This is a genomic window from Thermodesulfovibrio sp., assembly GCF_049969575.1.
Taxonomy (GTDB): domain Bacteria; phylum Nitrospirota; class Thermodesulfovibrionia; order Thermodesulfovibrionales; family Thermodesulfovibrionaceae; genus Thermodesulfovibrio; species Thermodesulfovibrio obliviosus.
Window position 1 is genome coordinate 20,021 of sequence record NZ_JBMFOO010000011.1, and the last position, 24,605, is coordinate 44,625.

General features: G+C 34.1%; 19 protein-coding genes and 1 rRNA gene. 16 read left to right on the forward strand and 4 right to left on the reverse strand.

The window, feature by feature from the left end; genetic code table 11:
* Positions 1 to 327 precede the first annotated feature (327 nt).
* The 9 genes from tpiA to ACP5O9_RS03975 are packed head-to-tail and all read left to right on the forward strand — an operon-like array spanning position 328 to position 8,883.
* Positions 328 to 1,089 carry a triose-phosphate isomerase gene (gene tpiA / locus ACP5O9_RS03935; RefSeq protein WP_353685376.1) on the forward strand — a complete coding sequence of 254 codons (762 nt, stop codon included), beginning with the start codon at positions 328 to 330 and terminating at the stop codon, positions 1,087 to 1,089.
* Complete coding sequence (gene secG, locus ACP5O9_RS03940) at positions 1,086 to 1,400, forward strand: preprotein translocase subunit SecG (protein ID WP_353685377.1); 315 nt, start codon at positions 1,086 to 1,088, stop codon at positions 1,398 to 1,400. The genes tpiA and secG overlap by 4 nt, the downstream gene beginning before the upstream one ends.
* Positions 1,401 to 2,990: a peptide-binding protein gene (locus tag ACP5O9_RS03945; protein WP_428723466.1), complete on the forward strand. Its 1,590-nt coding sequence runs from the start codon at positions 1,401 to 1,403 to the stop codon at positions 2,988 to 2,990. It begins immediately after the preceding gene.
* 4 nt (positions 2,991 to 2,994) lie between these two features.
* Positions 2,995 to 3,621: a LolA family protein gene (locus tag ACP5O9_RS03950; protein ID WP_353685379.1), complete on the forward strand. Its 627-nt coding sequence runs from the start codon at positions 2,995 to 2,997 to the stop codon at positions 3,619 to 3,621.
* Positions 3,622 to 3,648: 27 nt separating this feature from the next.
* Positions 3,649 to 4,602 (forward strand): 4-hydroxythreonine-4-phosphate dehydrogenase PdxA, encoded by a 954-nt coding sequence (gene pdxA / locus ACP5O9_RS03955; RefSeq protein WP_424905189.1) that lies wholly within the window; start codon positions 3,649 to 3,651, stop codon positions 4,600 to 4,602.
* The gene (locus ACP5O9_RS03960) at positions 4,599 to 5,699 is read left to right on the forward strand and encodes an NADH:flavin oxidoreductase (RefSeq protein WP_353685381.1); all 1,101 of its coding nucleotides are present in this window, start codon (positions 4,599 to 4,601) and stop codon (positions 5,697 to 5,699) included. The genes pdxA and ACP5O9_RS03960 overlap by 4 nt, the downstream gene beginning before the upstream one ends.
* A 47-nt stretch (positions 5,700 to 5,746) precedes the next feature.
* Entirely contained in the window at positions 5,747 to 7,201 is a 1,455-nt protein-coding gene (gene gatA, locus ACP5O9_RS03965; RefSeq protein WP_353685382.1) for an Asp-tRNA(Asn)/Glu-tRNA(Gln) amidotransferase subunit GatA, read from the forward strand.
* A gap of 10 nt (positions 7,202 to 7,211) precedes the next feature.
* Positions 7,212 to 8,642 carry an Asp-tRNA(Asn)/Glu-tRNA(Gln) amidotransferase subunit GatB gene (gatB, locus tag ACP5O9_RS03970; protein ID WP_353685383.1) on the forward strand — a complete coding sequence of 477 codons (1,431 nt, stop codon included), beginning with the start codon at positions 7,212 to 7,214 and terminating at the stop codon, positions 8,640 to 8,642.
* A 40-nt stretch (positions 8,643 to 8,682) separates the two neighbouring features.
* Positions 8,683 to 8,883 (forward strand): hypothetical protein, encoded by a 201-nt coding sequence (locus ACP5O9_RS03975; protein WP_353685384.1) that lies wholly within the window; start codon positions 8,683 to 8,685, stop codon positions 8,881 to 8,883.
* A gap of 2 nt (positions 8,884 to 8,885) precedes the next feature.
* On the opposite strand, the gene ACP5O9_RS03980 is transcribed toward ACP5O9_RS03975, so the two are convergent.
* On the reverse strand, positions 8,886 to 9,800 hold the full coding sequence (locus tag ACP5O9_RS03980) for a branched-chain amino acid transaminase (RefSeq protein ID WP_428723467.1): 915 nt from the start codon (positions 9,798 to 9,800) through the stop codon (positions 8,886 to 8,888).
* Between the two features lie 414 nt (positions 9,801 to 10,214).
* Here ACP5O9_RS03980 and mfd point away from each other — a divergent pair, with 414 nt between their 5' ends.
* The 7 genes from mfd to ACP5O9_RS04015 are packed head-to-tail and all read left to right on the forward strand — an operon-like array spanning position 10,215 to position 20,775.
* Positions 10,215 to 13,334, forward strand: coding sequence for a transcription-repair coupling factor (gene mfd, locus ACP5O9_RS03985; RefSeq protein ID WP_428723468.1), 3,120 nt, complete (start codon positions 10,215 to 10,217; stop codon positions 13,332 to 13,334).
* A 14-nt stretch (positions 13,335 to 13,348) separates the two neighbouring features.
* Positions 13,349 to 14,056 carry a tetratricopeptide repeat protein gene (locus tag ACP5O9_RS03990; protein ID WP_428723469.1) on the forward strand — a complete coding sequence of 236 codons (708 nt, stop codon included), beginning with the start codon at positions 13,349 to 13,351 and terminating at the stop codon, positions 14,054 to 14,056.
* A gap of 1 nt (position 14,057) precedes the next feature.
* Positions 14,058 to 15,614: a murein biosynthesis integral membrane protein MurJ gene (murJ, locus tag ACP5O9_RS03995; protein ID WP_428723470.1), complete on the forward strand. Its 1,557-nt coding sequence runs from the start codon at positions 14,058 to 14,060 to the stop codon at positions 15,612 to 15,614.
* Positions 15,611 to 16,240, forward strand: coding sequence for an MBL fold metallo-hydrolase (locus ACP5O9_RS04000; RefSeq protein WP_353685389.1), 630 nt, complete (start codon positions 15,611 to 15,613; stop codon positions 16,238 to 16,240). Before murJ ends, ACP5O9_RS04000 begins: the two co-directional genes overlap by 4 nt.
* On the forward strand, positions 16,227 to 17,861 hold the full coding sequence (gene phnD, locus ACP5O9_RS04005; protein ID WP_353685390.1) for a phosphate/phosphite/phosphonate ABC transporter substrate-binding protein: 1,635 nt from the start codon (positions 16,227 to 16,229) through the stop codon (positions 17,859 to 17,861). The genes ACP5O9_RS04000 and phnD overlap by 14 nt, the downstream gene beginning before the upstream one ends.
* Positions 17,821 to 19,428 carry an ATP-binding protein gene (locus ACP5O9_RS04010; protein ID WP_428723471.1) on the forward strand — a complete coding sequence of 536 codons (1,608 nt, stop codon included), beginning with the start codon at positions 17,821 to 17,823 and terminating at the stop codon, positions 19,426 to 19,428. The genes phnD and ACP5O9_RS04010 overlap by 41 nt, the downstream gene beginning before the upstream one ends.
* A gap of 3 nt (positions 19,429 to 19,431) precedes the next feature.
* Complete coding sequence (locus tag ACP5O9_RS04015) at positions 19,432 to 20,775, forward strand: sigma-54-dependent transcriptional regulator (protein ID WP_428723472.1); 1,344 nt, start codon at positions 19,432 to 19,434, stop codon at positions 20,773 to 20,775.
* A 19-nt stretch (positions 20,776 to 20,794) separates the two neighbouring features.
* On the opposite strand, the gene ACP5O9_RS04020 is transcribed toward ACP5O9_RS04015, so the two are convergent.
* The 3 genes from ACP5O9_RS04020 to ACP5O9_RS04030 form a co-directional block, all read right to left on the reverse strand.
* Positions 20,795 to 22,633 carry a transketolase gene (locus ACP5O9_RS04020; protein ID WP_428723473.1) on the reverse strand — a complete coding sequence of 613 codons (1,839 nt, stop codon included), beginning with the start codon at positions 22,631 to 22,633 and terminating at the stop codon, positions 20,795 to 20,797.
* The gene (locus ACP5O9_RS04025) at positions 22,630 to 24,069 is read right to left on the reverse strand and encodes a sigma-70 family RNA polymerase sigma factor (protein WP_428723474.1); all 1,440 of its coding nucleotides are present in this window, start codon (positions 24,067 to 24,069) and stop codon (positions 22,630 to 22,632) included. The genes ACP5O9_RS04020 and ACP5O9_RS04025 overlap by 4 nt, the downstream gene beginning before the upstream one ends.
* Positions 24,070 to 24,215: 146 nt before the next feature.
* Positions 24,216 to 24,605: ribosomal RNA gene (locus tag ACP5O9_RS04030) — 23S ribosomal RNA — on the reverse strand; the annotation flags it as partial.

The following is a 24,605-nucleotide window of genomic DNA, read 5'->3' on the forward strand; positions in this document are numbered from 1 at the left end:
ATATATCCAATAAAAATCGGATACTGCTATTTAAAATTGCCATTTGAAAATTACTGTCTTGAGCGACTGCAGCGTTTTTTAGTAACAGTTCTTAACGAAGCTAAGTGTGCACATCCGCCTTTCGTTCAAGAACTCTCTCAAAAGGAGTTTTTACCTTTTTCTTGACACCGTGTTGTCCTTGCATCCCTTGTGGGTGCGAAAAGGAATCTGTTTAGGAGAAAGCACGCATATGAGCGGTTACTAAGATATCCCATTTTGAATAGATTTTTATATGAGGCAATTCGAGTATTTGACTAAAATGAACTAATTTAATTATACTTTTAAATTATGCGAACGAAATTTTGCGTTGCCAACTGGAAAATGCATAAAACTGTTAAGGAAGCATTGGCATTTCTTCAAGATTTTATTCCATTAGTTGATGAAATAAATGATAGAGAAATCGGCATTGCTCCTACATTTGTATGCCTTGAAAGTATTGGAAATGCATTAAAAGATACAAATATAAAGCTCTGTGCACAAAATGTCTTTTATGAAAAAAAAGGAGCTTATACAGGCGAGATTTCTCCAATTATGCTTAAGGATTTAAATGTTGAATATGTTATTATTGGTCACTCTGAAAGAAGAAAGTATTTTTATGAAACAGATGAAATAATAAATCGTAAAATTAAAGCTTGCATTGATGAAAAATTAAATGTAATTTTCTGTATTGGTGAAACAATTGAAGAAAGACAATCAAATAAAACCTTTGATGTTTTAAAAAGACAGATAGAAAAAGGTCTTGAAAATATTAACAATCCTGATGCTCTGGTTTTAGCCTATGAGCCTGTATGGGCAATTGGCACAGGTATGGTAGCTTCTCAGGCTCAGATTGAAGAAGCCCATGCATTTATTCGCTCTCAATTAAAGGAACTTTATTATGAAAAGGCTGATATGATTAGAATACTTTATGGTGGAAGTGTGACTCCTGAGAATATTTACTCTATAATGAATACAGAAAATGTTGATGGTGTTTTAGTTGGTGGAGCAAGCCTTGATCCTGTAAAATTTGCCAGAATTGTAAGATATGAAGAACAAAGGAGGAATGAATGAAAACACTACTTTTAACTTTTCATATAATATTGTGTATTGTTATGATTGCTGTTGTATTGCTTCACAGAGGCAAAGGGGCAGAACTAGGACCTGCTTTTGGAGGAGGTTCATCTCAAACGCTTTTTGGACCAAGAGGTGCAACTACATTTCTCAATAAAATAGCAACAATTGTAGCTGTGTTGTTTATGCTTTCATCATTCTTTCTGACTTATATTACTACAAAATCAAAGTCTATTGTGTCGGATGTAAAGGTTCCAGTTCAAACTCAGCCAGCACAACCGCCTTCAGGAGAACAACCTCAACAAAAATAAATGATAAAAAAATATTGTAACGTTGTTGTCTTTATAATATTGCTTTTTATTTTTTCTTGTGAAAAAGCTCCTAATATAAAAGAACCCTTTTCATTAACCTCTGCTTCATCAGCAGATGCAAAAAGACTTCTTCCTCTTTTTGCCTCAGATTCTGCAAGCGCTGACATAAGTGGAAAGATTTTTAATGGACTTACAAAGTATGATAAAAATTTAAACATAGTTGGAGACCTTGCTGAAAGCTGGACAATATCAAAGGATGGTAAAGAAATAATTTTCCATTTACGAAAAGGAATTAAATGGCATGATGGAGTAGAATTTTCAGCAGATGATGTTGTTTTTACATACAAAGCTATCACTGACCCCAAAAATCCTACACCTTACAGCAGCACTTACGGTCCTGTAAAAGAAGTTAAAGCTCTTGATAAATATACTGTAAAAGTAGTTTATGAAAAACCATTTGCACCTGCACTGGAATCCTGGGGAATGGGAATACTGCCAAAACATTTACTTGAAGGCAAAAACTTATTTAATTCACCATTAAACAGAATGCCTATTGGAACAGGACCATACAAAATGAAAGAATGGATAACAGGACAAATAGTAGTTCTTGAAAGAAACAACAGTTATTATGAAGGCAAACCTTTCTTTGAAAAATTTATCACAAGAATAATCCCAGATCCTTCCACAATGTTTCTTGAATTAAGATTTGGTGGCATAGATTTTATGGGACTTAATCCTGCTCAGTATAAATATTATGGAGAAACCTCCTATTTTAAAAAATATTTCAATGTATACAGATATCCATCTTTTGGGTATACTTACATAGGCTACAATCTAAAAGATCCTTTATTTTCAAATAAAGGAGTGCGACAGGCAATTGCCTATGCAATAAATAAAAAAGAAATAATTGAAGGAGTTCTGCTGGGATTTGGCACGCCTTGTACAGGACCTTTTCCACCCTCATCCTGGGCATTCAATCCAAATGTAAAGGATTTTGAATACAATCCTGAAAAAGCAAGAAAAATTCTTTATGAAATTGGCTGGCGAACAGGCAGTGATGGAATTTTAATAAAAGATGGAAAAAGGTTCTCCTTTGTTTTACTCGTAAATCAGGGCAATGAAGCCAGGCTTAAGACTGCTCAAATACTAAAGGAACAACTTAAAAAAATAGGAATTGAGCTAAACATAAGAGTGCTTGAATGGCAGAGTTTTCTTGAACTTGTTACAAAAAGACAGTTTCAGGCAGTTCTGCTTGGCTGGTCTCTTTCCCGAGACCCTGATTTATATGATATTTTTCACTCCTCCAAAACAAAACCAGGAGAATTTAATTTCGTAAGTTATAGCAATAAAGAAGTAGATCACCTTATTGAGAAAGCAAGAGAAACTCTGGACAGACAAGAAAGAAAAAAACTTTACTGGAGAATTCATGAATTAATCACAGATGATCAACCTTATACATTTCTCTATGTACCTGATACGATAATTGCAGTAAACAAAAGAATAAAAGGAATTGAGCCAGCTCCTGCAGGAATATGGCATAATTATATTTTCTGGTATGTGCCAAAAAATCGCATGGATTGGTATAATTAAAATTATGAAACTTTTTAAAATGACAGTTTCAGTTATAATTTTTTTAGCTTTACTCTTAATTCCCTATATATCAAATGCTCAAAATGCTCTAACAAAGCTTGAAAATGCCTATAAAAATATAAATGATGCAAGAGGAAATTTCACTCAAACAAGCCATATCAAAGAACTGAATAAAACCCAGCAATTCAGAGGCAAATTTTTTATAAAGGGAGATAAAGTAAGATGGCAATATACTGGAGATTTCTCACAAACTATCTATCTCAATAACAAAACTCTCATTATCTATGACAAAAAAAGAAAACAGGCAATAATGAGTGAGTTTAGCGAAGAAAAATATGGTCAACTTCCACTGGCACTTCTTAGCAGAATGGCAAACTTAAAGAAAGATTTTGAAGTTAACGAAAAATCAGAAACCACTGTGATACTCATCCCAAAAAGCAAAATGGGCAACATAAAAAGCATTGAGATAACAATTGCAGAGGGCGATTTTCCGATAAAATCAATGAAACTAATAGATATGCTGTCTAATACAGTAAAAATTGATTTCAGCGATGTTAAAATAAATACCTCTCTCAAAAACTCTCTATTCAAATTTAGACCAAATAAAGATGATACAGTTTTAAAATATTAAAAAGTCCTATTCATCAGGAGGCATAAAATGGCAAAAAAAAGAGTTGCTATAACAATGGGAGATCCAGCTGGAGTGGGTCCAGAGATTATTGTAAAAGCATTTGCTCAAGAAGACATTTATAAAATTTGTAATCCTCTTGTTATAGGAGACAGAAGCATTATAAAAGAGGTAATCAAAGTCATTGGAATGGATTTCGATCCTGACAATATAGAAATATTAAATCTCAATGAAATACAAAATCCAAAAAAACTTATAAAAGGAGCACCTTCTCAGGAATCTGGCAGAGCCTCATTCTCTTACATACGGAAAGCTGTTGAGCTTTACAGGCTCGGAATAATTGATGCAATTGTTACATGCCCGATTACAAAGATAGCCCTGCGAATGGCTGGGCTGCCATGGCTTGGACACACAGACATGCTTGCAGAGCTTACTGAAACAGAAGATTATGCAATGGCTTTTTACAGTGAATCCCTGAAAGTAATCCTTACAACAATACATGTTCCGCTGAAAGATGTTCCACACTTAATAAAAAAAGAAAGAGTAATAAAAACAATATTTTTTGCAAAAAAAGCCTGCGATATGCTTCAAATAGAGAATCCTCGTATTGCAGTATGTGGACTTAATCCTCATGCAGGAGAAGAAGGAATTATGGGAAGAGAAGAAATTGATGAAATTACTCCTGCAATAAAAGAAGCAAAAGCTCTGGAAATAAATGTTTTTGGTCCTTATCCAGCAGACTCTGTTTTCTGGCGGGCATACAATGGCGAATTTGACATAGTTGTTGCCATGTATCATGATCAGGCATTAGCACCATTTAAACTCATTGCTTTTGACAAAGGAGTGAACTTTACAGTAGGGCTTCCATTTATAAGAACCTCTCCTGACCATGGAACAGCCTATGATATAGCATGGCAGGGAAAAGCTACGCCTACAAGCCTCATTGAGGCTATTAAATTGGCTACAAGGATGGTGATAAAGTGAAACTCTTCAGTCCATTTGAAATTAAAACAATTAAAATGCCCAACAGGATTGTTCGTTCTGCAACATATGAAAAAATGGCAGATGAGGACGGGTTTGTTACAGAACAATTGATAAATTTATACGTAACGCTTGCTAAAGGTGGTGCTGGGCTAATAATTACTGGAAATGCTCTGGTCCATTTCTCTGGAAGAAGTGCTCCGAAAATGCTTTGTATTCACAATGACTTTTACATTGACGGATTAAAAAAGTTAACCACAGCTGTTCATGAAGCAGGCGGAAGAGTTGTAATTCAACTTAATCATGGAGGAAGGCAGTGTGCTCCGCTTTTTCTTGGAGGAGCTCAGCCAGTAGCACCATCAGAAGTTTATGAGCCAGTTTATAAAGTAATGCCAAGACAGCTTACTCAGGAAGAAATATGGGAAATAATAGACTCCTTTGGTAAAGCAGCTTGCAGAGCCAAGGAAGCAGGATTTGATGGTGTGCAGATTCATGGTGCTCATGGATATCTTGTAAATCAGTTCCTCTCTCCCTATACAAATAGAAGAACTGACTACTGGGGTGGAGATGAAGAAAGAAGATTTCATTTTCTTGAAGAAGTTTACCTGAGTATAAGAGACAATGTAGGATATGATTGGCCAGTGCTGATAAAACTCAATGCCTGCGATTTTGTAGAAGGAGGACTAACTGTAGAGGAAAGTCTCAGAGTAGCAAAAAAACTTGAAAATATTGGAATTGATGCAATAGAAATTAGTGGTGGAATTGTACAGTCAAAACCCGAGGAAAGACCTGTTAGAACAGGAATTGACTCCCCTCAGAAAGAAGCCTATTTCAGAGAATTCTCAAGAGAATTCAAAAAAGAGCTCAAAGTTCCAATAATGCTTGTGGGCGGAATTCGCTCTCGCTCAGTAGCAGAAGAAATTTTACAGAAAAAAGAAGCAGACCTTATCAGTCTTTCAAGGCCTTTGATCCGAGAGCCTGATCTACCTAAAAAATGGATGGAAGGAAAAGAAACATCTGATTGTATCTCCTGTAACGGATGCATGAGATTTATAAAACTTGATTATGTTAAATGCACTCAACTTGAAAAAAAGAGGTAATTTGCTTTAATTTAATTGATAAAAATTTTTTTAAAAGGAGGTTTGGTTTGGAGCTTCATAAATTAACAGTTGCTGAGCTTGCAGAAATGATTAATCGCGGAGAAGTAAGGCCCCACGAGATTTTAATAGATGTTTTTAAACGAATTCAGGAGGTTGAAGGAAAAGTTAAGGCATTTATTACATTAACTGTTGAGAAAGCCTATAACATGGCAAAAGATGCTGAAGATGCTATATTTTCAGGAAAAAGGAACATTTTAACAGGCATTCCCATAGCAGTCAAAGACAACATCTGCACAAAGGGAATTCTTACAACCTGTGCTTCAAAAATTCTTTATAACTTTCATCCACCCTATGAAAGTACAGTAACCTCAAGACTTCTTCAGCAAAGATATATACTTGTTGGTAAAACTAATATGGATGAGTTTGCAATGGGCTCATCTACTGAAAACTCAGGCTTTCACATAACAAAAAATCCATGGGATCTGGAAAGAGTTCCTGGTGGAAGCTCTGGTGGAAGTGCTGCAGCAGTTGCTGCTGATGAATGTATTGCAGCACTGGGTTCTGACACAGGTGGAAGTATCAGACAACCAGCCTCATTCTGCGGAGTTGTTGGATTAAAACCTACTTATGGAAGAGTGTCTCGTTTTGGACTCGTTGCCTTTGCTTCTTCATTAGATCAAATAGGTCCCATTACAAAATGTGTTGCCGATGCTGCAATACTTATGAATGTTATATCAGGATATGATGCTATGGATTCCACCTCTGTTCCAATTGAAACACCAAATTTCACAGAATACCTCAATAAGGACATTAAAGGATTTAAAATAGGCATTCCTAAGGAATATTTCATAGAAGGAATGGACAAAGAAGTTGAAGAAAGAGTAATGGATGCAATAAAACATCTTGAATCTCTTGGTTGTATTCCTGTTGAGATTTCTCTTCCCAATACTGAATACACTGTTGCCACCTATTATTTGATTGCTACTTCAGAGGCTTCTTCAAATCTTGCAAGATATGATGGTGTAAAATACGGCTTGAGAGTGGAAGGCAGTGATTTACTTGACATGTACATGAAGACAAGATCAAGAGGATTTGGTTCTGAAGTAAAAAGAAGAATAATGCTTGGAACATACTCTCTTTCAGCTGGATACTATGAAGCATATTATAAAAAAGCCTTGCAGGTAAGAACCCTTATAAAACAAGACTTTGAAAAAGCCTTTGAAAAAGTTGATTTTATTATCACACCCACTGCACCAACGCCTGCGTTTAAAATCGGAGAGAAAATAGATGATCCTCTTCAGATGTATCTGTCTGATATTTTTACAATTTCTGTTAATCTTGCAGGACTTCCTGCAATTTCAATACCCTGTGGATTCAGCATAAACGGACTTCCTGTAGGACTTCAGATTATTGGTAAACCTTTTGATGAAGCAGGAATACTTCAACTTGCCTATGCATATGAACAATCAACTCCATGGCATAAAATGAAACCAATTTTATAAAGGAGTGAAAATGCAATACGAAGCAGTAATAGGGTTAGAAGTTCATGCTCAGCTTTTAACTGAAAGTAAAATATTCTGTGGTTGCTCCACTAAGTTTGGAGCAGAACCTAATACACAAGTCTGTCCTGTTTGTCTTGGAATGCCTGGTGTGCTTCCTGTACTTAATAAAAAAGCTGTTGAATATACAATTAAAACAGGGCTTGCCATGAACTGCAGGATTGCTTCATACAGTAGATTTGCAAGAAAAAATTACTTCTATCCAGACCTTCCAAAGGGATATCAAATAAGTCAATATGAGCTTCCTTTATGTGAAGATGGATATCTTGAGATAATAGTTGATGGTGAAAAAAGAAAAATCCGAATAAAAAGAATTCATCTTGAAGAAGATGCAGGTAAAAACATCCATGACCCTTCAGGATACAGCTTTGTTGACTTTAATAGAACTGGAGTTCCTCTTATGGAGATTGTTTCAGAACCTGACATAAGATCACCAAAAGAGGCTGCTTTGTATATGAAAAAATTAAGAGCAATTCTAAGATATCTTGGTGTCTGCGATGGCAACCTTGAACAGGGCTCACTTCGCTGTGATGCCAATGTTTCTGTAAGACCCTCAGGCTCTTCTGAATTTGGAGTGAAGACAGAGATAAAAAATATAAATTCATTTAAATTTGTTGAAAAAGCTCTTGAGTATGAAATAAAAAGACAGATAAAACTGCTGTCAATGGGTGAAAAAATTATTCAAGAGACAAGACTCTGGGATGCACAAACCGGGACAACCCAGTCAATGCGTTCAAAAGAAGAAGCCCATGACTACAGATATTTTCCTGAGCCAGACCTTGTTCCTTTAATTGTTTCAGAAGAATGGATTGAAGCTATTAAAAAACAGATGCCTGAACTACCAGATCAAAAATTTGAAAGATTTGTAAAAGAATATGGTTTACCTCAGTATGATGCAGAAATCTTAACAGAAGAGAAAGCTCTGGCAGAATGGTTTGAAGAAGCTGTAAACTCAGGAGGAAACCCAAAGGAAGTAGCAAACTGGATTATGGTAGAACTTTTAAGATTGTTAAATGAAGACGGGAAAGATATTACAGAATGCAGTTTAACTCCTTCTAAACTGGTAGAACTTCTCGCATTAATTGAAAAAGGAATAATAAACAGAAACACAGCCAAAGATGTATTTGAAGAAATTTATAAAACTGGAAAATCAGCAGAAACAATAGTTAAGGAAAAGGGACTTACACAGATTTCTGACAGTTCTGTTATAATTGAAACAATTCGTGAAGTTATGGCAAAAAATCCAAAAGAAGTGGAAAGATTTCGTGCTGGAGAAGAAAAACTTATTGGATTCTTCGTGGGTCAGGTAATGAAGCTTACCAAAGGCAAAGCTAATCCAAAGTTAGTAAATGAACTTATTTTAAAAATCTTGAAAGAAGAATAATATGCGTATCATAACTGTAATTTTAATATCTTTTTTCATTATGTCTGGTAATGTCTTTGCATTAAAATGTGATAAATGCCATAAAGATGATAAATCTCTTAATAAAATATTTCAAGAACGACAAGTAAAAACTAAACAGGAACTCTTTGACAAATTAAGAAAAGGACAAAAAGCAAAATTGCATCAACATTTAACTGACAAAGATATTAATGAAGCAGCAGAGCAGATGAAATTAAGATAAAATCAAACAAAGTCAAGCCAGTGTTGATATTTTGGAACTCTTCCATTAACTATATCAAAAAACAGTTCCTGTATCTTCTCAGTAACCGGACCACGACTACCTGTGCCAATTGTTCTGCCATCAACTTCTCTTATGGGAGTTATCTCAGCTGCTGTGCCTGTAAAGAAAGCCTCATCAGAAATATAAAGCTCATCACGGGTAAATCTCTCTTCTTTTACCTCAATCCCCAGATCCTTTGCAATGGTGATAACAGTATCTCTTGTTATTCCTTCAAGAATTGAAGTCAAAGGTGTTGTTTTAAGAACTCCTTTGCGGACTATAAAAATATTTTCTCCGCTTCCTTCAGAAACATATCCTTCTGTATCAAGCAAAACAGCTTCATCATATCCGCAGGAAATTGCTTCAATTTTTGCCAGTTGACTGTTAACATAGTATCCGGCAACTTTTCCTCTTGACATATTGGAATTAACATGATTTCTAATAAAAGATGATGTTTTAACTCTTATCCCTTTATGAAGTCCTTCTTCTCCAAGATAGGCACCCCAACTCCAAACTGCAATTGCAACCTGAATTGGATTGTTTTTAGGATAAACACCCATATTGCTATAACCTACAAAAACTATTGGTCTTATGTAGCAAGAACTAATTTTATTAACTCTTATAGTTTCTTTTATTGCTTCAAAAATTTGTTCTTCTGTAAAGGGAATTCTTAAAGTAAATATATGAGCAGACTTAAAAAGTCTTTCCACATGATCTTTTAATCTAAATACTGCCGGTCCTTTCTCAGTATTGTAACACCTTATTCCTTCAAATACTGCTAAGCCATAATGAAGGGAATGAGTGAGAACATGAACCTTCGCATCATCCCAATCTACAAATTTACCATCCATCCATATCTTTTCTGTCTTAGGAACCATGACATATATTAAACACTATTTATAATTTCTAAGTCAAGTAGCTTTAAAAAGGAGTTTAGAGGAAAATTTTTTAAAGAGAGGTAATTTCAGAAGCTTTTTTCTTAGAAGAAAGCAAGCATATGAGCTATTGTAAAGATATCCCATTTTGAGTAGATTTTTATATGAGGCAACGAATAGAATTTCGTATAGATTTTTAATGAGGCAATTCGTGGTCTTGACATAAAAAATTTTTTTAGATAAAATTTATATATCCAACAGAAGTTGGATTCACAAAATTAAAGCCATGAAGGTAAAGGGATGAACCCTTTGAACTTCATGGCTTTTCTTTTTTAGGCTCCCATACATGCCCCGCACCCCTTAGCCTGCCCCCTAAGGGGTGCCCCCTCCTTTAAAAAGTATATGATAAAATAATTAATGAACCATACTGAATCCATTCACAAAGCTTTAACAAAAGAGATAGAACAAATATCTTCGATAATTCAAAAAAACAATGAAATTTACAATCTTTCAATAACCTCTTTTGCACTTTTTCTTTGTTTTTATGAAAACTACATAGTTTTTGAAGAAAATGAAGAGCAGGCTTATAAACTTTATTCAACTATAAAAACTTTCTCTGAATTTTTTAATAATCATAATGAAGTTGTTTTCTTGCCATCTCAGGGCAGTGAAAGATTGGTAGCAATATTTAAAATTCTCTACGAAAAAAATAAAAAAATAATCACAACAGTTGAATCTGGAAAAATTCCATCTCAGATTGAAACTATTCACCTGAAAAAAGGAATCAGTATTGAAAGAGAAGTGTTAAGACAAAATCTTATTGCATCAGGATATACTCAAGCTGAATTAGTGACGCAAGAGGGAGAATTCTCACAACATGGATGGGTTTTTGATATATGGGGAATTGGAGAAGAATATCCAGTTAGAGTTGAATTTTTTGGTGATGAAATAGAGGAAATAAAAATTTTTAATCCTGATACACAACTCACATTTAAAGATAAAAACGAAATATGGATAATACCAGCAACAGAGAATAATGTTACAACGGAATTACTTGATTTATTTGAATTTGATAAGATTTTTACAGTTTTTAACAAAGTTGAAGATTTAAACATTGAGGCTGAGGATAGAATAATTAAAATCTCCCATTTACCTTTTAAATTTTCTTCTCAGTCAATTGATGGAGAAGACAAAACATTTTATGGACTTGGTATTTTACCAAATGATAGAAAATCTCTTTTTGATTTTCCGAAAAATCTAAAGCAACTTGGAATTCCTATAATTTTTTCTTTAAGCTCTCGCGGAAAAGCTGAAACAGTAAAAGAAATTCTCTTTAATCATGGTATTATTGCACCATTGATTAACAAAGCTGAGATTGGGAATTATTCTGGTAAATTTGCCATTACCATCTCTGATCTTCAGGAAGGATTTTATAGAGAAAACTTGATGATTATTACAGATTTTGAACTGTTTAGAGAAAAAGCAATCAAAAAGAAAAAGCTGAGTTTACAGAAAATTCCTGTTGATGGAGAGGAAATAAATGAAGGTGACTATGTAGTTCATAAAGATCATGGAATTGGAATATTTCGTGGTATAAAAAGGCAAAAATATGAAGGTACTGAAGAAGATGTGCTTGTAATTGAATACAAAGACGGAGACATTCTTTATGTGCCCACATGGAACATAGGAAAAATTTATAGATATTCTGCTCGAGAGGGCTTTATTCCACCTCTTGATAAACTTGGAAGTAATCGCTGGCAGAAAGCAAAAGAAATAGAGAGAAAAAAAATACAGGAGATTGCCGATAAACTTTTAAAACTTTATGCTCAAAGAAAAACTCCGCGAGGCTTTATTTACTCTGAGGATACAGAAATTCATAAAAATTTTGATGAATTTTTTCCTTATGAAGAAACCGAAGACCAGCAAGCAGCCATAGATGCTATTTTAAGAAAAATGAGAGAAACTCTGCCAATGGAAGTCCTTCTATGTGGAGATGCAGGATATGGAAAAACAGAAGTAGCAATGAGAGCAGCTTTCAGGGCAGTTTATGATGGTAAACAGGTTGCAGTTCTTGTTCCAACAACTCTTCTTTGTGAACAACATTATAGAACTTTCAGAAAAAGATTTGAAGCCTTTCCTGTAACCATTGAATATCTAAGTAGATTTCGTTCAGCAAAAGAAATTAAAGAAGTTATTGAAAATGTAAAATCCGGAAAGGTTGATATTTTAATCGGAACTCATATGCTTATTTTGAAAGAAGTAGAATTTTTTGATCTCGGTCTTTTGATCATTGACGAAGAGCAAAAATTTGGTGTAATTCATAAAGAGAAAATAAAGGAAAAATATCCAAAAGTTGACCTTCTCACTATAACAGCTACTCCCATACCCCGAACTTTACAGATAGGACTGAGCGGATTGTGGGATATATTTATAATACAAACTCCTCCAAAGGAAAGACTTGCAGTTAAAACATTTGTTATCCATGAAAATGATTCAATAATTAAAGAAGCAATTGAAAAAGAAATTCAGAGAGGGGGACAAATTTATTTTCTTCATAATAGAATTCATGATATTGAACTGGTTAAATCAAAGCTTCAAACACTTGTTCCTTTTGCAAAAATAGCAGTTGCTCATGGAAGAATGAAAGAAAAAATGCTTGATAAAGTCATGATTGATTTTCTTGATGGAAAAATAGATATTTTACTCTGTACTTCCATTATAGCCTCAGGACTTGATATCCCAAATGTAAACACAATAATAATTGACCAGGCTCACACCTTTGGATTAAGTGATCTTTATCAAATAAGGGGAAGAGTTGGTAGAGCATCCATGCAAGCCAGTGCTTATTTAATAGTTCCTTCAGACGGTCTCAGTGAAAATGCTAAAAAAAGAATAAAGGCTATTCAGGAAATGAGTTATCTTGGAGCAGGCTTTCACGTTGCCCTGAAAGATCTTGAAATAAGAGGTGCTGGAGAGCTTCTTGGAGTTGAGCAATCAGGTATAAATAGATTGGGATTTGATTTATATATAGAAATGCTTAATGATGCAGTGAAAGAATTAAAAGGTGAAGTTTTACCAAGTTTAAAGTTACCTGAAATTAAATTGTCTTTACCTGCCTTTATCCCGGAGGAATACATAAAAGAAACTTCTATGAGAATAAGAATTTATAGAAAACTGAGCCAAATTCTGGAAGAAGATGAAATACAGAAACTCAAAAATGAACTTTACGACAGATTTGGAAAACTGCCTCAAGAGGTAGAAAATCTTTTTAAAACAGCACAAATAAGAATTATTGCATCAAAAATTAAAATTTCTCAGATGAAACAAAATAAAGATAAATTTAGATTTACAATGGAAGAAAATCTTGAAACAGATTTTGTAACGAAACTTATAGATGTATTAACAGGATTTAAAAATAAGGGCATAGTAAAACATTTAAAATTTTTTCCGGATGGTTTTGAAGCACAAATGAAAGGACTGGATGAGCTGATTTTCTTTCTTAAACGATTAATTGGAAAGCTTGTTGTGAAAAAATGATATACTATAAAACTATGAGGATAATTTTAAGCTTATTGATTTTTCTTCTTATTATTGCTTGCGCATCAGAAGAAAGAATAAGGCAAACAAATGAGTCATATTTTTATACTGCAATGGGATATGTCTATTATATTGAAAAAAATTATCAACTTGCCTTTGTGGAATTTCATAAGGCTCTGGAAATTGACCCTAATAATAAAAACGCACTTCATGGATTAGCCCTTGTTCATATGGAATTTCAGGAATATGAAACAGCAAAGGACTTATTTCTAAAAATTCTCTCAATGGCTCCTGATTATGCCGATGCTTGGTTTAATTTTGGAATTTGTTATCAAAGATTAAACATGCATAAGCAGGCAATAGAAGCTTTCCAGAAAGCCTTAGATAATCCTTTATTTATAACTCAGGATAAAGCCTTTTTTGGACAGGGACTATCCTATTATAGAACTGGACAGTATAAAGAAGCCAGGGATGCTTTCGATAAAGCAATAAAAAGAAATTTTCTTCTTATTCCAGCACATTTTTACATGGCGCTTACCTATCAAAAACTTAATCAGTACTCAGAAGCAGTTAAAACTTTAAAAAATGCTATAAGATTAGATTCGTCTTTTAAGGGTGATGTAGATAAGTTTGCCAAAACTCTTGAAGAGGAATTAAAAACAGGCCATTCAACTATGTCAAAAGAAGACATCCTTGATCTTCTTGAAATATTAAAATACTAAAATGGCAAAAGGTAAAATAGTTAAAGCAGCAGGAGCTATTTCCTTAGCAACTTCCTTTAGTAGAGTTCTTGGATACATAAAAGACATGATTCTTGCTAAGTATTTTGGTGCAACAGGACTGAGCGATGTTTTTTTTGTAGCCTTTAGAATACCTAATTTACTTAGAGAACTCTTTGCTGAAGGCTCCATGTCATCTGCAGTAATTCCTGTTTTAAAAGAATCTCAGATAAAAAATGGAGAAGAAGAAACAAAAAAAATTGTAAAGAGTCTTTTTACTTTTATACTCATTGTTGTAGGCATAATAGTCCTTACAGGCATTGTATTTAGTCCATTTATTGTAAAAATCATTGCTCCAGGATTTACCACCAATCCGGAAAAATTCAACTTAACTGTTTTACTTACAAGAATAATGTTTCCCTTTTTACTTTTTATAAGTCTTGCCGCACTCACAATGGGAACTCTTAATACGAATAATGTATTTTTTATTCCAGCCCTTGCTCCTTGTTTTTTAAATATCATGATTATCATAGTTGTAGTAGGCTTTAGCTCATTTTTCTTTAATCCAATAATCTCTGTTGCAGTAGGCGTTACTCTTGGAGGAATTGTCCAGTGGCTCATTCAGATTCCTTCTTTTTACAAAAATGGCTTTAGATTTGGTATAGCTCCCTATCATCCTGCTTTAAAAAAAATCGCTATTCTTGTAATTCCTACCACCTTATCAATGACAGTAAATCAAATAAATATCTTTGTAAGCACCATAATAGCAAGTTTTCTTCCAGAAGGAAGCGTTACATATCTTTATTACTCCATGAGACTTATACAGCTACCTATTGGAATTTTTGGAGTTGCTGTAGGTATGGCAGTTTTACCAACACTTTCAGGACATATTGCAGAGGGCAGAAGAGATCTACTTACGAAGGATTTTATTTTTGCTTTAAAATTTCTTTTTTTTCTAACTATACCGTCAACAATCGGACTTATTATACTTAAAAAACCTATTGTAAACACTCTCTTTCAAAGAGGTGCCTTTGATTTAAATGCCACAATTAATACTGCCAGTGCCTTATTCTTTTACAGTCTTGGAATTCTTGGAACAGTTGGTTCAAGAACAATAACAGCTACATTTTATTCTCTTCAGGATACAAAGACTCCTGTGATATGTGCAATCACAGGAATGTTAACAAATATTGGCATTTCTCTTATCCTGATGAAATCCATGAAACACAATGGATTAGCTCTTGCTTATTCTGTGGCTGCAATTGTGCAATTTTTAATGCTTGCAAGCTTCATAAAAAGAAAAATACCGGAGATTGCCTTTTCATCTATTGTTACATCTTTTATAAAAAGCACTATTGCTTCTTTCCTTAGCATAGGAATTGCTAAATTAATTTGTGACATTAATCCCCACTTCTGGCTTTATAGTGGAAAAATGCTTTTAAAATTCCTCTGGCTTGGGTCTGCAATTGCTGTAGCCATAGTTCTATATTTTGTCTTTTGCTATTTGATGAAACATGAAGAACTAAGTTATATTTTAAAAAAGCTTAGGAGGCAGCAATGAAAATAAAAAAATTTGAGATTGGCCCACTTTTTGTAAATTGCTATATTTTATACGATGAAGATACAAAAGAGGCAGTTATTATAGACCCTGGAGATGAACCAGATTTAATTCTTGATTTCATTAAAGAAGAAGGATTAACTGTAAAATACATTATCTGTACTCATGGACATTTTGATCACATTGGAGCAGTAAAAGAAATCAAAGATGACACAGGTGCAAAAGTGCTTCTCCATGAAAAAGATACCGAAATTTATAGAAATTCACCTCAGGTGGCAGAGCAATTTTTTGGTATAGAAATAGAACCTCAGCCTGAACCTGATGAACTGATTGAGGATGGAAAAACTATAACAATAGGCAAAAGTCAATTAAAATTTATTCACACTCCAGGACATTCACCTGGAAGTATGTCCATATACATTGATGGTTATATTTTTACTGGAGACACTCTCTTTGCAGGTTCAGTTGGAAGAACAGACCTGGCTGGAGGAAGTATGAAGGATTTATTAAATTCTCTTAAAAAATTAGCTTCTCTGCCTGAAGAAACTGTTGTAATGCCTGGTCATGGTCCGAAAACAAAAATTGGCTACGAAATAAAAACAAATCCCTTTTATCATGAAATTGTTTAAACTATTAATTTTACTACTTATTCTAATCATTTCCTGCAGCAACACGAATAAAGAAAAAACTGAGCAGGAAAAACTTCAAGGGCAACCAATCACTATTGGAATTCTCTCTGAAGAGTCCCCTAAAACCATATATGAAAAGTTTTATTCTCTTAAAAAATTCATAGAAACCATCCTAAAAAAACCTGCATCAATCGACATTGCAAAAGACTACGCAGATCTTGAAAATAAAATAAAACAGAATAAACTTAACCTTCTCATAGTTGACCCTACCATATATTGTGAGCTTAAATGGTCCATGAAAAATAAAATCTATCCTCTTGTAAAACCTGAAGGAGGAACTGCTGAAACAAGAAGTGTTTTTGTAACAAAATATGGGAAAAACATAGATAAAATTTTTGATTCTCTTGGTAAAAAACTTGCTCTTGGAGATGAAAAATCATCATTCAGCTACTTAATACCGCTTTCAATGTTAAAGGATGTTGATATTTCACTCAAGGATTTTAAATCAGTGGATATGCTACAAAAGGAACAAAGAATTGCACTTTCAGTTCTTATTGGCGATCATGATATTGGAGCGATGAGTGAACTGACTGCTAAAAAATATTTGCATGATGGACTTAAAATTGTGAGATACTCTGAATCAACTCCAAGATTTTTAATTGCCTATGTTAACAATTTCCCACCTGAAGAGCTGAAAAAAATTAAAAACTCTATCCTTACTCAATCAAATATAGAAATACTTAGATCCCTGAGCATTGAAAAATTCTCTCATGCTGAAGACAGAGATTTTGATTATATAAGAGTATTAATAAGAAACATAAAAGGGAAAAATTATATTGAATATACTCCTAAAACAATAAAAGTTGCAATTCTGCCTCTTTATAGCCCTTTAACTATTTATAAAAGATATGACCCTTTAATGAGATATTTATCTGAAAAAACAGGTTATGAATTTAAGCTTGTAATTCCTAAAAATTTTGAAGAATTTATTCAACTTGTCAGCGAAGGGAAAGTGGATTTTTCTTATCAAAATCCCTATGTTTTTTCCATTGTATCAAAAAAATATCCAGTTAAAGCTCTTGCTATCACAATCGGAGAAGACTGTACCCAGGATGATGGTATTTGCGGAGACGAACGGTTTAGGGGAATAATTATTACCAAAAAAGATAGCAATATAAATAAAATAGAAGACCTCAAAGGTAAAAGAATAATGATTGTTTCTCCAACTTCTGCAGGAGGATTTTTATCGCAAAAGCTGTATCTTGAGAAAAAGGGATTTAATCTAACAAGAGATTTTAAACTTATTGATGCTAAAAGGCAAGAAAAAGTTATCATAGGCGTTTATAAAGGTGAGGCAGATGGAGGCTTTATAAGAGAGGCAGCATTAAGTGTATGGGCAGAGGAAGTGGATATTTCTAAAATAAAAATTCTTGATTACGGAGAATACCTTCCAAACTGGCCCTTTGCAGTGGTTAAAAACAAAAACCACGAACTAATAGAAAAAGTTAAAAACTCTCTTCTGAATTTAGATTCTACAATATTAAAAAAAGCCAGAATTAAAGGTTTTAAAGAGGCTACTGATGCAGATATCGCAACACTTGAAAAACTTAGCAATAAATAAAGTTTTAGATAAATTTCAAAGAATGAGTATTGTCAAAAAAATTTTTGTCTCATTTTTAATTCTTTTTATAATACTCATCCTTGCTGTTAATCTGCTTATTCTTAATTACCAAAAGAATTCTCTCAAAAGCCAGATTAATAAAAACATCACACTACTGCTGGAAAATCTGTCAAAGGATGCTATAGACCATATTGTTTTTTTTGATCCCCTGGCAATTGATGAAAAAATCACACTTATTATGAATACTCCAGGCATTGATTACATAATGATTGCCGATAAAAATGGTAGAATTATCGGTCATAGCAACAAAAAGGAACTTGGAAATTTTATAGATATTGAGAAAGAAACTTTAAAAAAATGGCAGTATGTTGACAATGAAGAAATAAGACATTTAAATATTCCAATTATGGCTGGAGACACATTTATTGGAATTTTAAGGGCGGGAATTTCAGAAAATAAAATAAATCAATATGTCAGTGATGGTACAAAAGACTTGAAAAACTATATTTTTATTCTCAACTTTTTAGCCCTTGGAGTGACTATTCTTATGTCCTTTATGCTATCAAAAACTCTTATAAAACCCCTTCAAAGGCTTAAAGAAAAAATGTTCCATATCCAGGCAGACAAGCTTGAACTCTGTCAAAATCCATATATTGTCCTTTGCAAAGACATACTTTCATGCACAAAAACTGACTGCCCAGCCTATGGGAAAGAAAGATGCTGGTTAATTAAAGAGGCAAAGGAAAACTGTAAAGTCTGCCACAATATTGATTGTCAGGACTGTTATGTTTATAAAGTCTCCTGCGGTGATGAAATTGGATATTTGATTGAAACATTTAATGAAATGATAATAAAACTCAAACACTCCTTTGAAGAGCTTGACAAAGCTACAAAAGAAAAATTAAAGCTTGAAAAATCATCTGCAATGGCAGAAATGGCAATGACAGTTGCCCATGAGATTAAAAATCCTTTAAATGCTATAAAAGCATCCACCTCTTATATAAAATCTAACTTTGAAGGCGAAGTATTAAGAGAGTTTCTATCTATAATTGATAGAGAGACAGAAAGACTCAATGAATTAATAACAGGTTTTCTTTCCTATGCCAGACCACTTCCTTTAAAATATGAAAAAGCTGATCTAAACAAAGCAATTGCAGATGTGATAAAACTTATTGAAACAGAAGTTAAAGAAGAAGGTAAAATATTAAATATAGAATTTGACAATTCCATACCTGAATTTTACTTTGACAATCACCAGTTAAAACAGGCAATACTGAATCTGCTGGTTAATGCTATGGATGCAACAAAGAAGGGAGACAGTATTACAGTGAAAACATTAAAAAAAGACAGCAAAGTATTAATAACAATATCTGACACTGGTATGGGAATCCCTGAAGAGCTTTTAAATAAAATATTTGAACCTTTTTTTACTACAAAAACAACAGGTTCAGGACTTGGACTTGCTTGCGTTGAAAGAATTATAAAGAATCATGATGGAAGTATAACTGTTAACAGTAAAAAAAATGGTGGAACAGAATTTATAATAGAATTACCATTAAAATTATAAAAAATGGCAAAGATACTTTATATAGACGATGAAATCAGTGCCTTAAAAGCAATATCAGCTATCTTAAAAAAAGCAGATTTCAATGTTCTTACCGCAACTACAGCTGAAGAAGGAATTGCCATACTTAAAGAAAATCCTGTTGACTGCCTTTTACTTGACTATCGTCTTCCTCAGATGGACGGAATAGAACTGCTTAAATGGCTTAAACTGAATGGAATCAATATACCAACAGTAATGCTTACTGCCTATGGTACCATAGAAAAGGCAGTTGAAGCCATGAAATTGGGTGCCTATCATTATTTAATTAAACCTGTTGATACAGAACTTTTAATAAATATCCTGAAGGAAGCAGTTGAAAAAACATCTATGTATTTTAAAGAAACTGAAAAATCAGTCAGTCCCTTCCCTGAAATTATAGGAAAAAGCAAAGCAATGCAGGAAGTTTTCTATATAATGCAAATGGTATCGGAAAGCAATGCAAATGTATTGATTACAGGCGAATCAGGCACAGGTAAAGAGCTTGTGGCAAGAGCAATTCATAAAAAATCACCAAGAAATACAAAACCTTTTATTATCATAGATTGCACAACAATACCTGAGGCTCTTCTTGAAAGTGAGCTTTTTGGACACGAAAAAGGAGCATTCACAGGTGCTTTAGATAGAAAAATCGGACTATTTGAAATTGCCAATGAAGGCACAGTATTTCTTGATGAAATTGGAGAATTATCCATGTCTTTACAGAAAAAACTTTTAAGGTTTTTACAGGAAAAGGAAATTCAAAGAATCGGCAGTAACACAAGAATAAAAGTTGATGTAAGAATAATATCTGCTACAAATCGGAATCTTGAAAAACTGGTAAAAGAAGGCACATTTAGAGAAGACCTTTATTGGAGGCTCAATGTTGTAAGAATTAACCTTCCTCCATTGAGGGAACGAAAAGAAGACATACCCCTGCTTGTTAATCATTTTTTAAATAAGTACTCAAGAGAAAACAATAAGCCCATTCCTCAGCTTGATCCTGAAATTATGAATGCCCTGATGAACTATGACTGGCACGGAAATGTTCGAGAGCTTGCAAATGTCATAGAAAGAGCTGTTGTACTTTCACCTTCCGGAATAATTTCAATGAAACATTTACCCAGAAGAATTCAGGAACAATCAGGATGGACATCTTTAAAAGAAAACAGTTTAAATCTCTTAGAAGTTGAAAAATCATTAATTCTTAAAGCGTTAAACTCAACTGGATGGAATCAAACAAAAACTGCCCAGATTTTAGGGATTTCAAGGAAACAACTTCGCACTAAAATGAAAAATCACGGTCTTTTACCAGACTCCGAAGAAGAATAAAAAATTGTCATAGTCAACATTAAATCTTATATTTCCTGAATAACTTATTTAATTTATTAACACAGTCAACTATTGCTTTTGCAGAAATCTCCTCATAATCTAAAAGTTCTTCAGGTGCACCACTTTTTGGAGTTTTTCTGCAGGCAAGACTATAAACTCTTTCAGCCCCCACTTCAGATTTCACTGCCTCTGCAATGCCTCCAGCCGGATAATGGTCTTCAACTGTAATAATTGCTTCTGTCTCTGAAAGAGCCTCCTTTAGAGTTTCTACATCAAGGGGCTTTAAACTGTATAAATCTATAACTCTGATAAAGATTCCTCTGTTTTTAAGTTCTTCATATGCTTTCAGTGCTTCATGGAGAGTTATTCCTGCTCCAATAACTGTGAATAAATCTTTATCAGACTTTCTGATTACCTTTAAACCACCAATCGGAAACTCCTCATCATAGCTATAAATAACAGGGGTAGTAGAGCGAGTTGTTCTTATATAAACAATTCCTTTGTATTTTGCTGCCTCTCTTACAAGCTTTTCTGTAGAGACCGCATCACTGGGATAAAGTATCACACTGTTTAAAATACTTCGCATCATTGCAATGTCTTCAAGTCCCATCTGACTTGGACCATCCTGCCCAATAGAAACCCCAGCATGAGAGCCAACCAATTTTATGTTTACTTCACTGTATTGAGCCATTCTTATATGGTCAAAAGCACGTGTTAAAAAAGCTGCAAAGGTTGATACAAAAGGAATCTTTCCTCTAAGTGAAAGTCCTACAGCCATTCCAACCATATTTTGTTCTGCAACAAAGCATTCAAAAAATCTTTCTGGATAATGCTTTTTAAATATCTCTGCGTATGTAGAGTTAGAAACCTCTGCGTCAAGCACAACAATATCTGGAAATTCTGGAAATATTTTTACCAATGCCTCACCATAGGCACGCCTTGTGGCAACCATCTCACCAATGTTATATCTGTTTGTAAACTCTTTTATCTCCAAAGCTTGCTGTTTAGGCTTAAGACTATCAGGCTTTTTTATTGAAATCGTAAGTCTTTTTATCTCTCCAAGTTCTTTCAAAGCCTCTTTAAATTCAGCCTCTGAGAGAGCTACTCCATGTCTACCTTCTCTGTCTTCAAGAAAAGAGACTCCTTTACCTTTCACTGTTTTTGCAATTATCATTGTTGGTAACTTGCTTTTTAAAGCTTCATCATAAGCTTTAAAAATCTCATCAAAGTTGTGACCATCAATGCATATAGTTTTCCATCCAAAAGAAGAAATTCTTTTTTCATAGGCAGACAAATCCCATCCATACATTGTCTCACCACGTTGACCAAGTCTATTAACATCAAGTATTCCGATGAGATTGTCAAGTTTGTAATATGAAGCAAGTTGTATAGCTTCCCATACTGAGCCTTCAGCCATTTCACTGTCGCCAAGCAAAACAAAAACACGATAAGGGAGTCTATCAATATATTTTCCATTTATTGCTATTCCAGCTCCTATTGAAAGACCCTGACCAAGAGAACCTGTTGCTGCCTCAGCATATGGAAATGCTCTTACAGGATGACCTTCAAGTAGAGAACCAAATTTTCTTAATGTTAAAAGCTCTTGTTCTGTTAATTTTCCTGCTACTGTCCATAAGGAATAAAGAAGTGGAGCTGCATGACCTTTTGAAAATATTAATCTATCGTTGTTTGGATTATCAGGATTATCTGCATCAAAATGAAAAAAGCCTCCAAAAAGGAGGCTTGCCATTAATTCCACTGAAGAAAGGCATGATGTAGGATGACCTGATCCTGCATTAGTTGTTGAAAGAAGAATGTAATATCTTAAAAGCTTTGATAATTCTGCTAATTCCTTCACTTTTTATTTTCTGGAGTTTCACTTATAAGCATTTTTAAAAGTTTCATCCTGCTTGGATGTTTAAGCTTTCTTAAAGCTTTAGTCTCAATCTGACGCACTCTTTCCCTTGTGATCGAAAGATATCTTCCAACTTCTTCCAGGGTATGGTCTCTATCTTCCCCTATTCCGAATCTCATTTTGATAACTTTTTCTTCCTTTGGTGTAAGAGTTTTTAAAATTCTCTGAATATGTTCACTCAGTTCTGTTCTTTCAGCTTCTGCAACAGGAGAAGGAGAAGTCTTATCTCCAATAAAGTCTTCAAGCTCTGTATCTTCATCTCCAATTGGCGTTTGGAGTCCTATTGGATCCTGTATAGCTCTGAAAACTTCCTCAACTTTCCTTACAGGAACGCCGAGTTTTTCAGCAATTTCTTCATTACTTGGTTCTCTTCCAAGTTGCTGTGTAAGTTCACGAGATGCTTTTGTAACCCTATTATAAAACTCCATCATATGAACCGGGACTCTTATTGTTTTTGTTTGATCAATTAAAGCCCTTGTGATCGCCTGCCTGATCCACCATGTTGCATAAGTTGAAAATTTGAATCCTTTTTCATATTTAAATTTATCAACGGCTTTCATTAAACCAATATTGCCTTCTTCTATTAAATCAAGAAGAGGAAGCCCTCTGCCTACATAGTTTTTTGCAATGTTAACCACAAGTCTTAAATTTCTGGTAATTAATTCATTTTTTGTTTCTTCAACAAGACATTTTGCTTTATATATCTTTTGCCAGATATTTTTCAATTCATCTATCTTAAGCCCTGATTCGTTTTCAATCTTTTTAATTTCTGTATGAACTTCTTTATAAAGATTCTCCAATTGTTTTGTATTTTCACCGGATTTCTTTTTTTCATTTATAAGTTTCCGTAATTCTTTGATAGAACCATATTCTTTAATTTTTTCTTCAATTTTTTCAATGTCATTAATTAAATTTTCCATGCGAATAATAGTTCTACTTAGTGCCTCTTCTGCTTTGTCTTCTTCAGTTAAAGTTTCAACATCTTCTTCTTTATTTATCTCATCTAAAATTTTTTGATAAAGAGTTAATCCCATTACTGTCTCTTTAATTATGCTCTTTCCTTCCTGAAGTTTTTTAGCAAGTTCAACTTCCTCTTCCTTGGTAAGTATTGGAATATCACCCATTGAATTAAAATAAGCCTGAACGAGGTCCTCTACATGCTCCTCTTCTTCAAGTTCTTCCTCTTCTTCTAAAAATACTTCCTCCTCATCTTCATCAACAACTCTCACTCCCATATCACTCAAAACATCAATAAGATCCTCTAGTTCTTCCGGAGAATAATATTCTGATGGAAGAGCTTCATTGATTTCATCATATGTAAGTTTTCCTCTTTTTTTCCCGAGATTTACAATTTCTTCAAAAATATCTCTTTCCTTCATATTAATCCTCTACAAAGTAGTTTATATTTAAATCTTATCAATTTTTAAAAAATTTTCAACTCTTAAAAAATAAAATAAAAAAGAGAAAGGGATTAACCCTTCCTCTTTTTTATAAAAATATTTTTTGACAAGAAGAAATAAAAGAGTAAGTCAAGACGCACGACCTATTAGTACTGGTAGGCTAAACACCTCACGGTGCTTACACCTCCAGCCTATCAACCTGGTAGTCTACCAGGGGTCTTTAGGTCCTGAGTTTCCCCAGGAACGGGAGACCTAATCTTGGGACGGGCTTCCCGCTTAGATGCCTTCAGCGGTTATCCCTTGCGGACATAGCTACCCAGCATTGCCGCTGGTGCGACAACTGGAACACCAGAGGTCCGCCCACCCCGGTCCTCTCGTACTAGGGGCAGCCTCCCTCAAGTCTCCTACGCCCACAGCAGATAGGGACCGAACTGTCTCACGACGTTCTGAACCCAACTCACGTACCGCTTTAATGGGCGAACAGCCCAACCCTTGGGACCTACTTCAGCCCCAGG

Coding starts and splice junctions, on each gene's coding strand:
- tpiA (WP_353685376.1), top strand. CDS start 328: ATGCGAACGAAATTTTGCGTTGCCAACTGGAAAATGCATAAAACTGTT.
- secG (WP_353685377.1), top strand. CDS start 1,086: ATGAAAACACTACTTTTAACTTTTCATATAATATTGTGTATTGTTATG.
- ACP5O9_RS03945 (WP_428723466.1), top strand. CDS start 1,401: ATGATAAAAAAATATTGTAACGTTGTTGTCTTTATAATATTGCTTTTT.
- ACP5O9_RS03950 (WP_353685379.1), top strand. CDS start 2,995: ATGAAACTTTTTAAAATGACAGTTTCAGTTATAATTTTTTTAGCTTTA.
- pdxA (WP_424905189.1), top strand. CDS start 3,649: ATGGCAAAAAAAAGAGTTGCTATAACAATGGGAGATCCAGCTGGAGTG.
- gatB (WP_353685383.1), top strand. CDS start 7,212: ATGCAATACGAAGCAGTAATAGGGTTAGAAGTTCATGCTCAGCTTTTA.
- ACP5O9_RS03975 (WP_353685384.1), top strand. CDS start 8,683: ATGTCTGGTAATGTCTTTGCATTAAAATGTGATAAATGCCATAAAGAT.
- ACP5O9_RS03980 (WP_428723467.1), bottom strand. CDS start 9,800: ATGGTTCCTAAGACAGAAAAGATATGGATGGATGGTAAATTTGTAGAT.
- mfd (WP_428723468.1), top strand. CDS start 10,215: ATGAACCATACTGAATCCATTCACAAAGCTTTAACAAAAGAGATAGAA.
- ACP5O9_RS03990 (WP_428723469.1), top strand. CDS start 13,349: ATGAGGATAATTTTAAGCTTATTGATTTTTCTTCTTATTATTGCTTGC.
- murJ (WP_428723470.1), top strand. CDS start 14,058: ATGGCAAAAGGTAAAATAGTTAAAGCAGCAGGAGCTATTTCCTTAGCA.
- ACP5O9_RS04000 (WP_353685389.1), top strand. CDS start 15,611: ATGAAAATAAAAAAATTTGAGATTGGCCCACTTTTTGTAAATTGCTAT.
- phnD (WP_353685390.1), top strand. CDS start 16,227: ATGAAATTGTTTAAACTATTAATTTTACTACTTATTCTAATCATTTCC.
- ACP5O9_RS04010 (WP_428723471.1), top strand. CDS start 17,821: ATGCAGATATCGCAACACTTGAAAAACTTAGCAATAAATAAAGTTTTA.
- ACP5O9_RS04015 (WP_428723472.1), top strand. CDS start 19,432: ATGGCAAAGATACTTTATATAGACGATGAAATCAGTGCCTTAAAAGCA.
- ACP5O9_RS04025 (WP_428723474.1), bottom strand. CDS start 24,069: ATGAAGGAAAGAGATATTTTTGAAGAAATTGTAAATCTCGGGAAAAAA.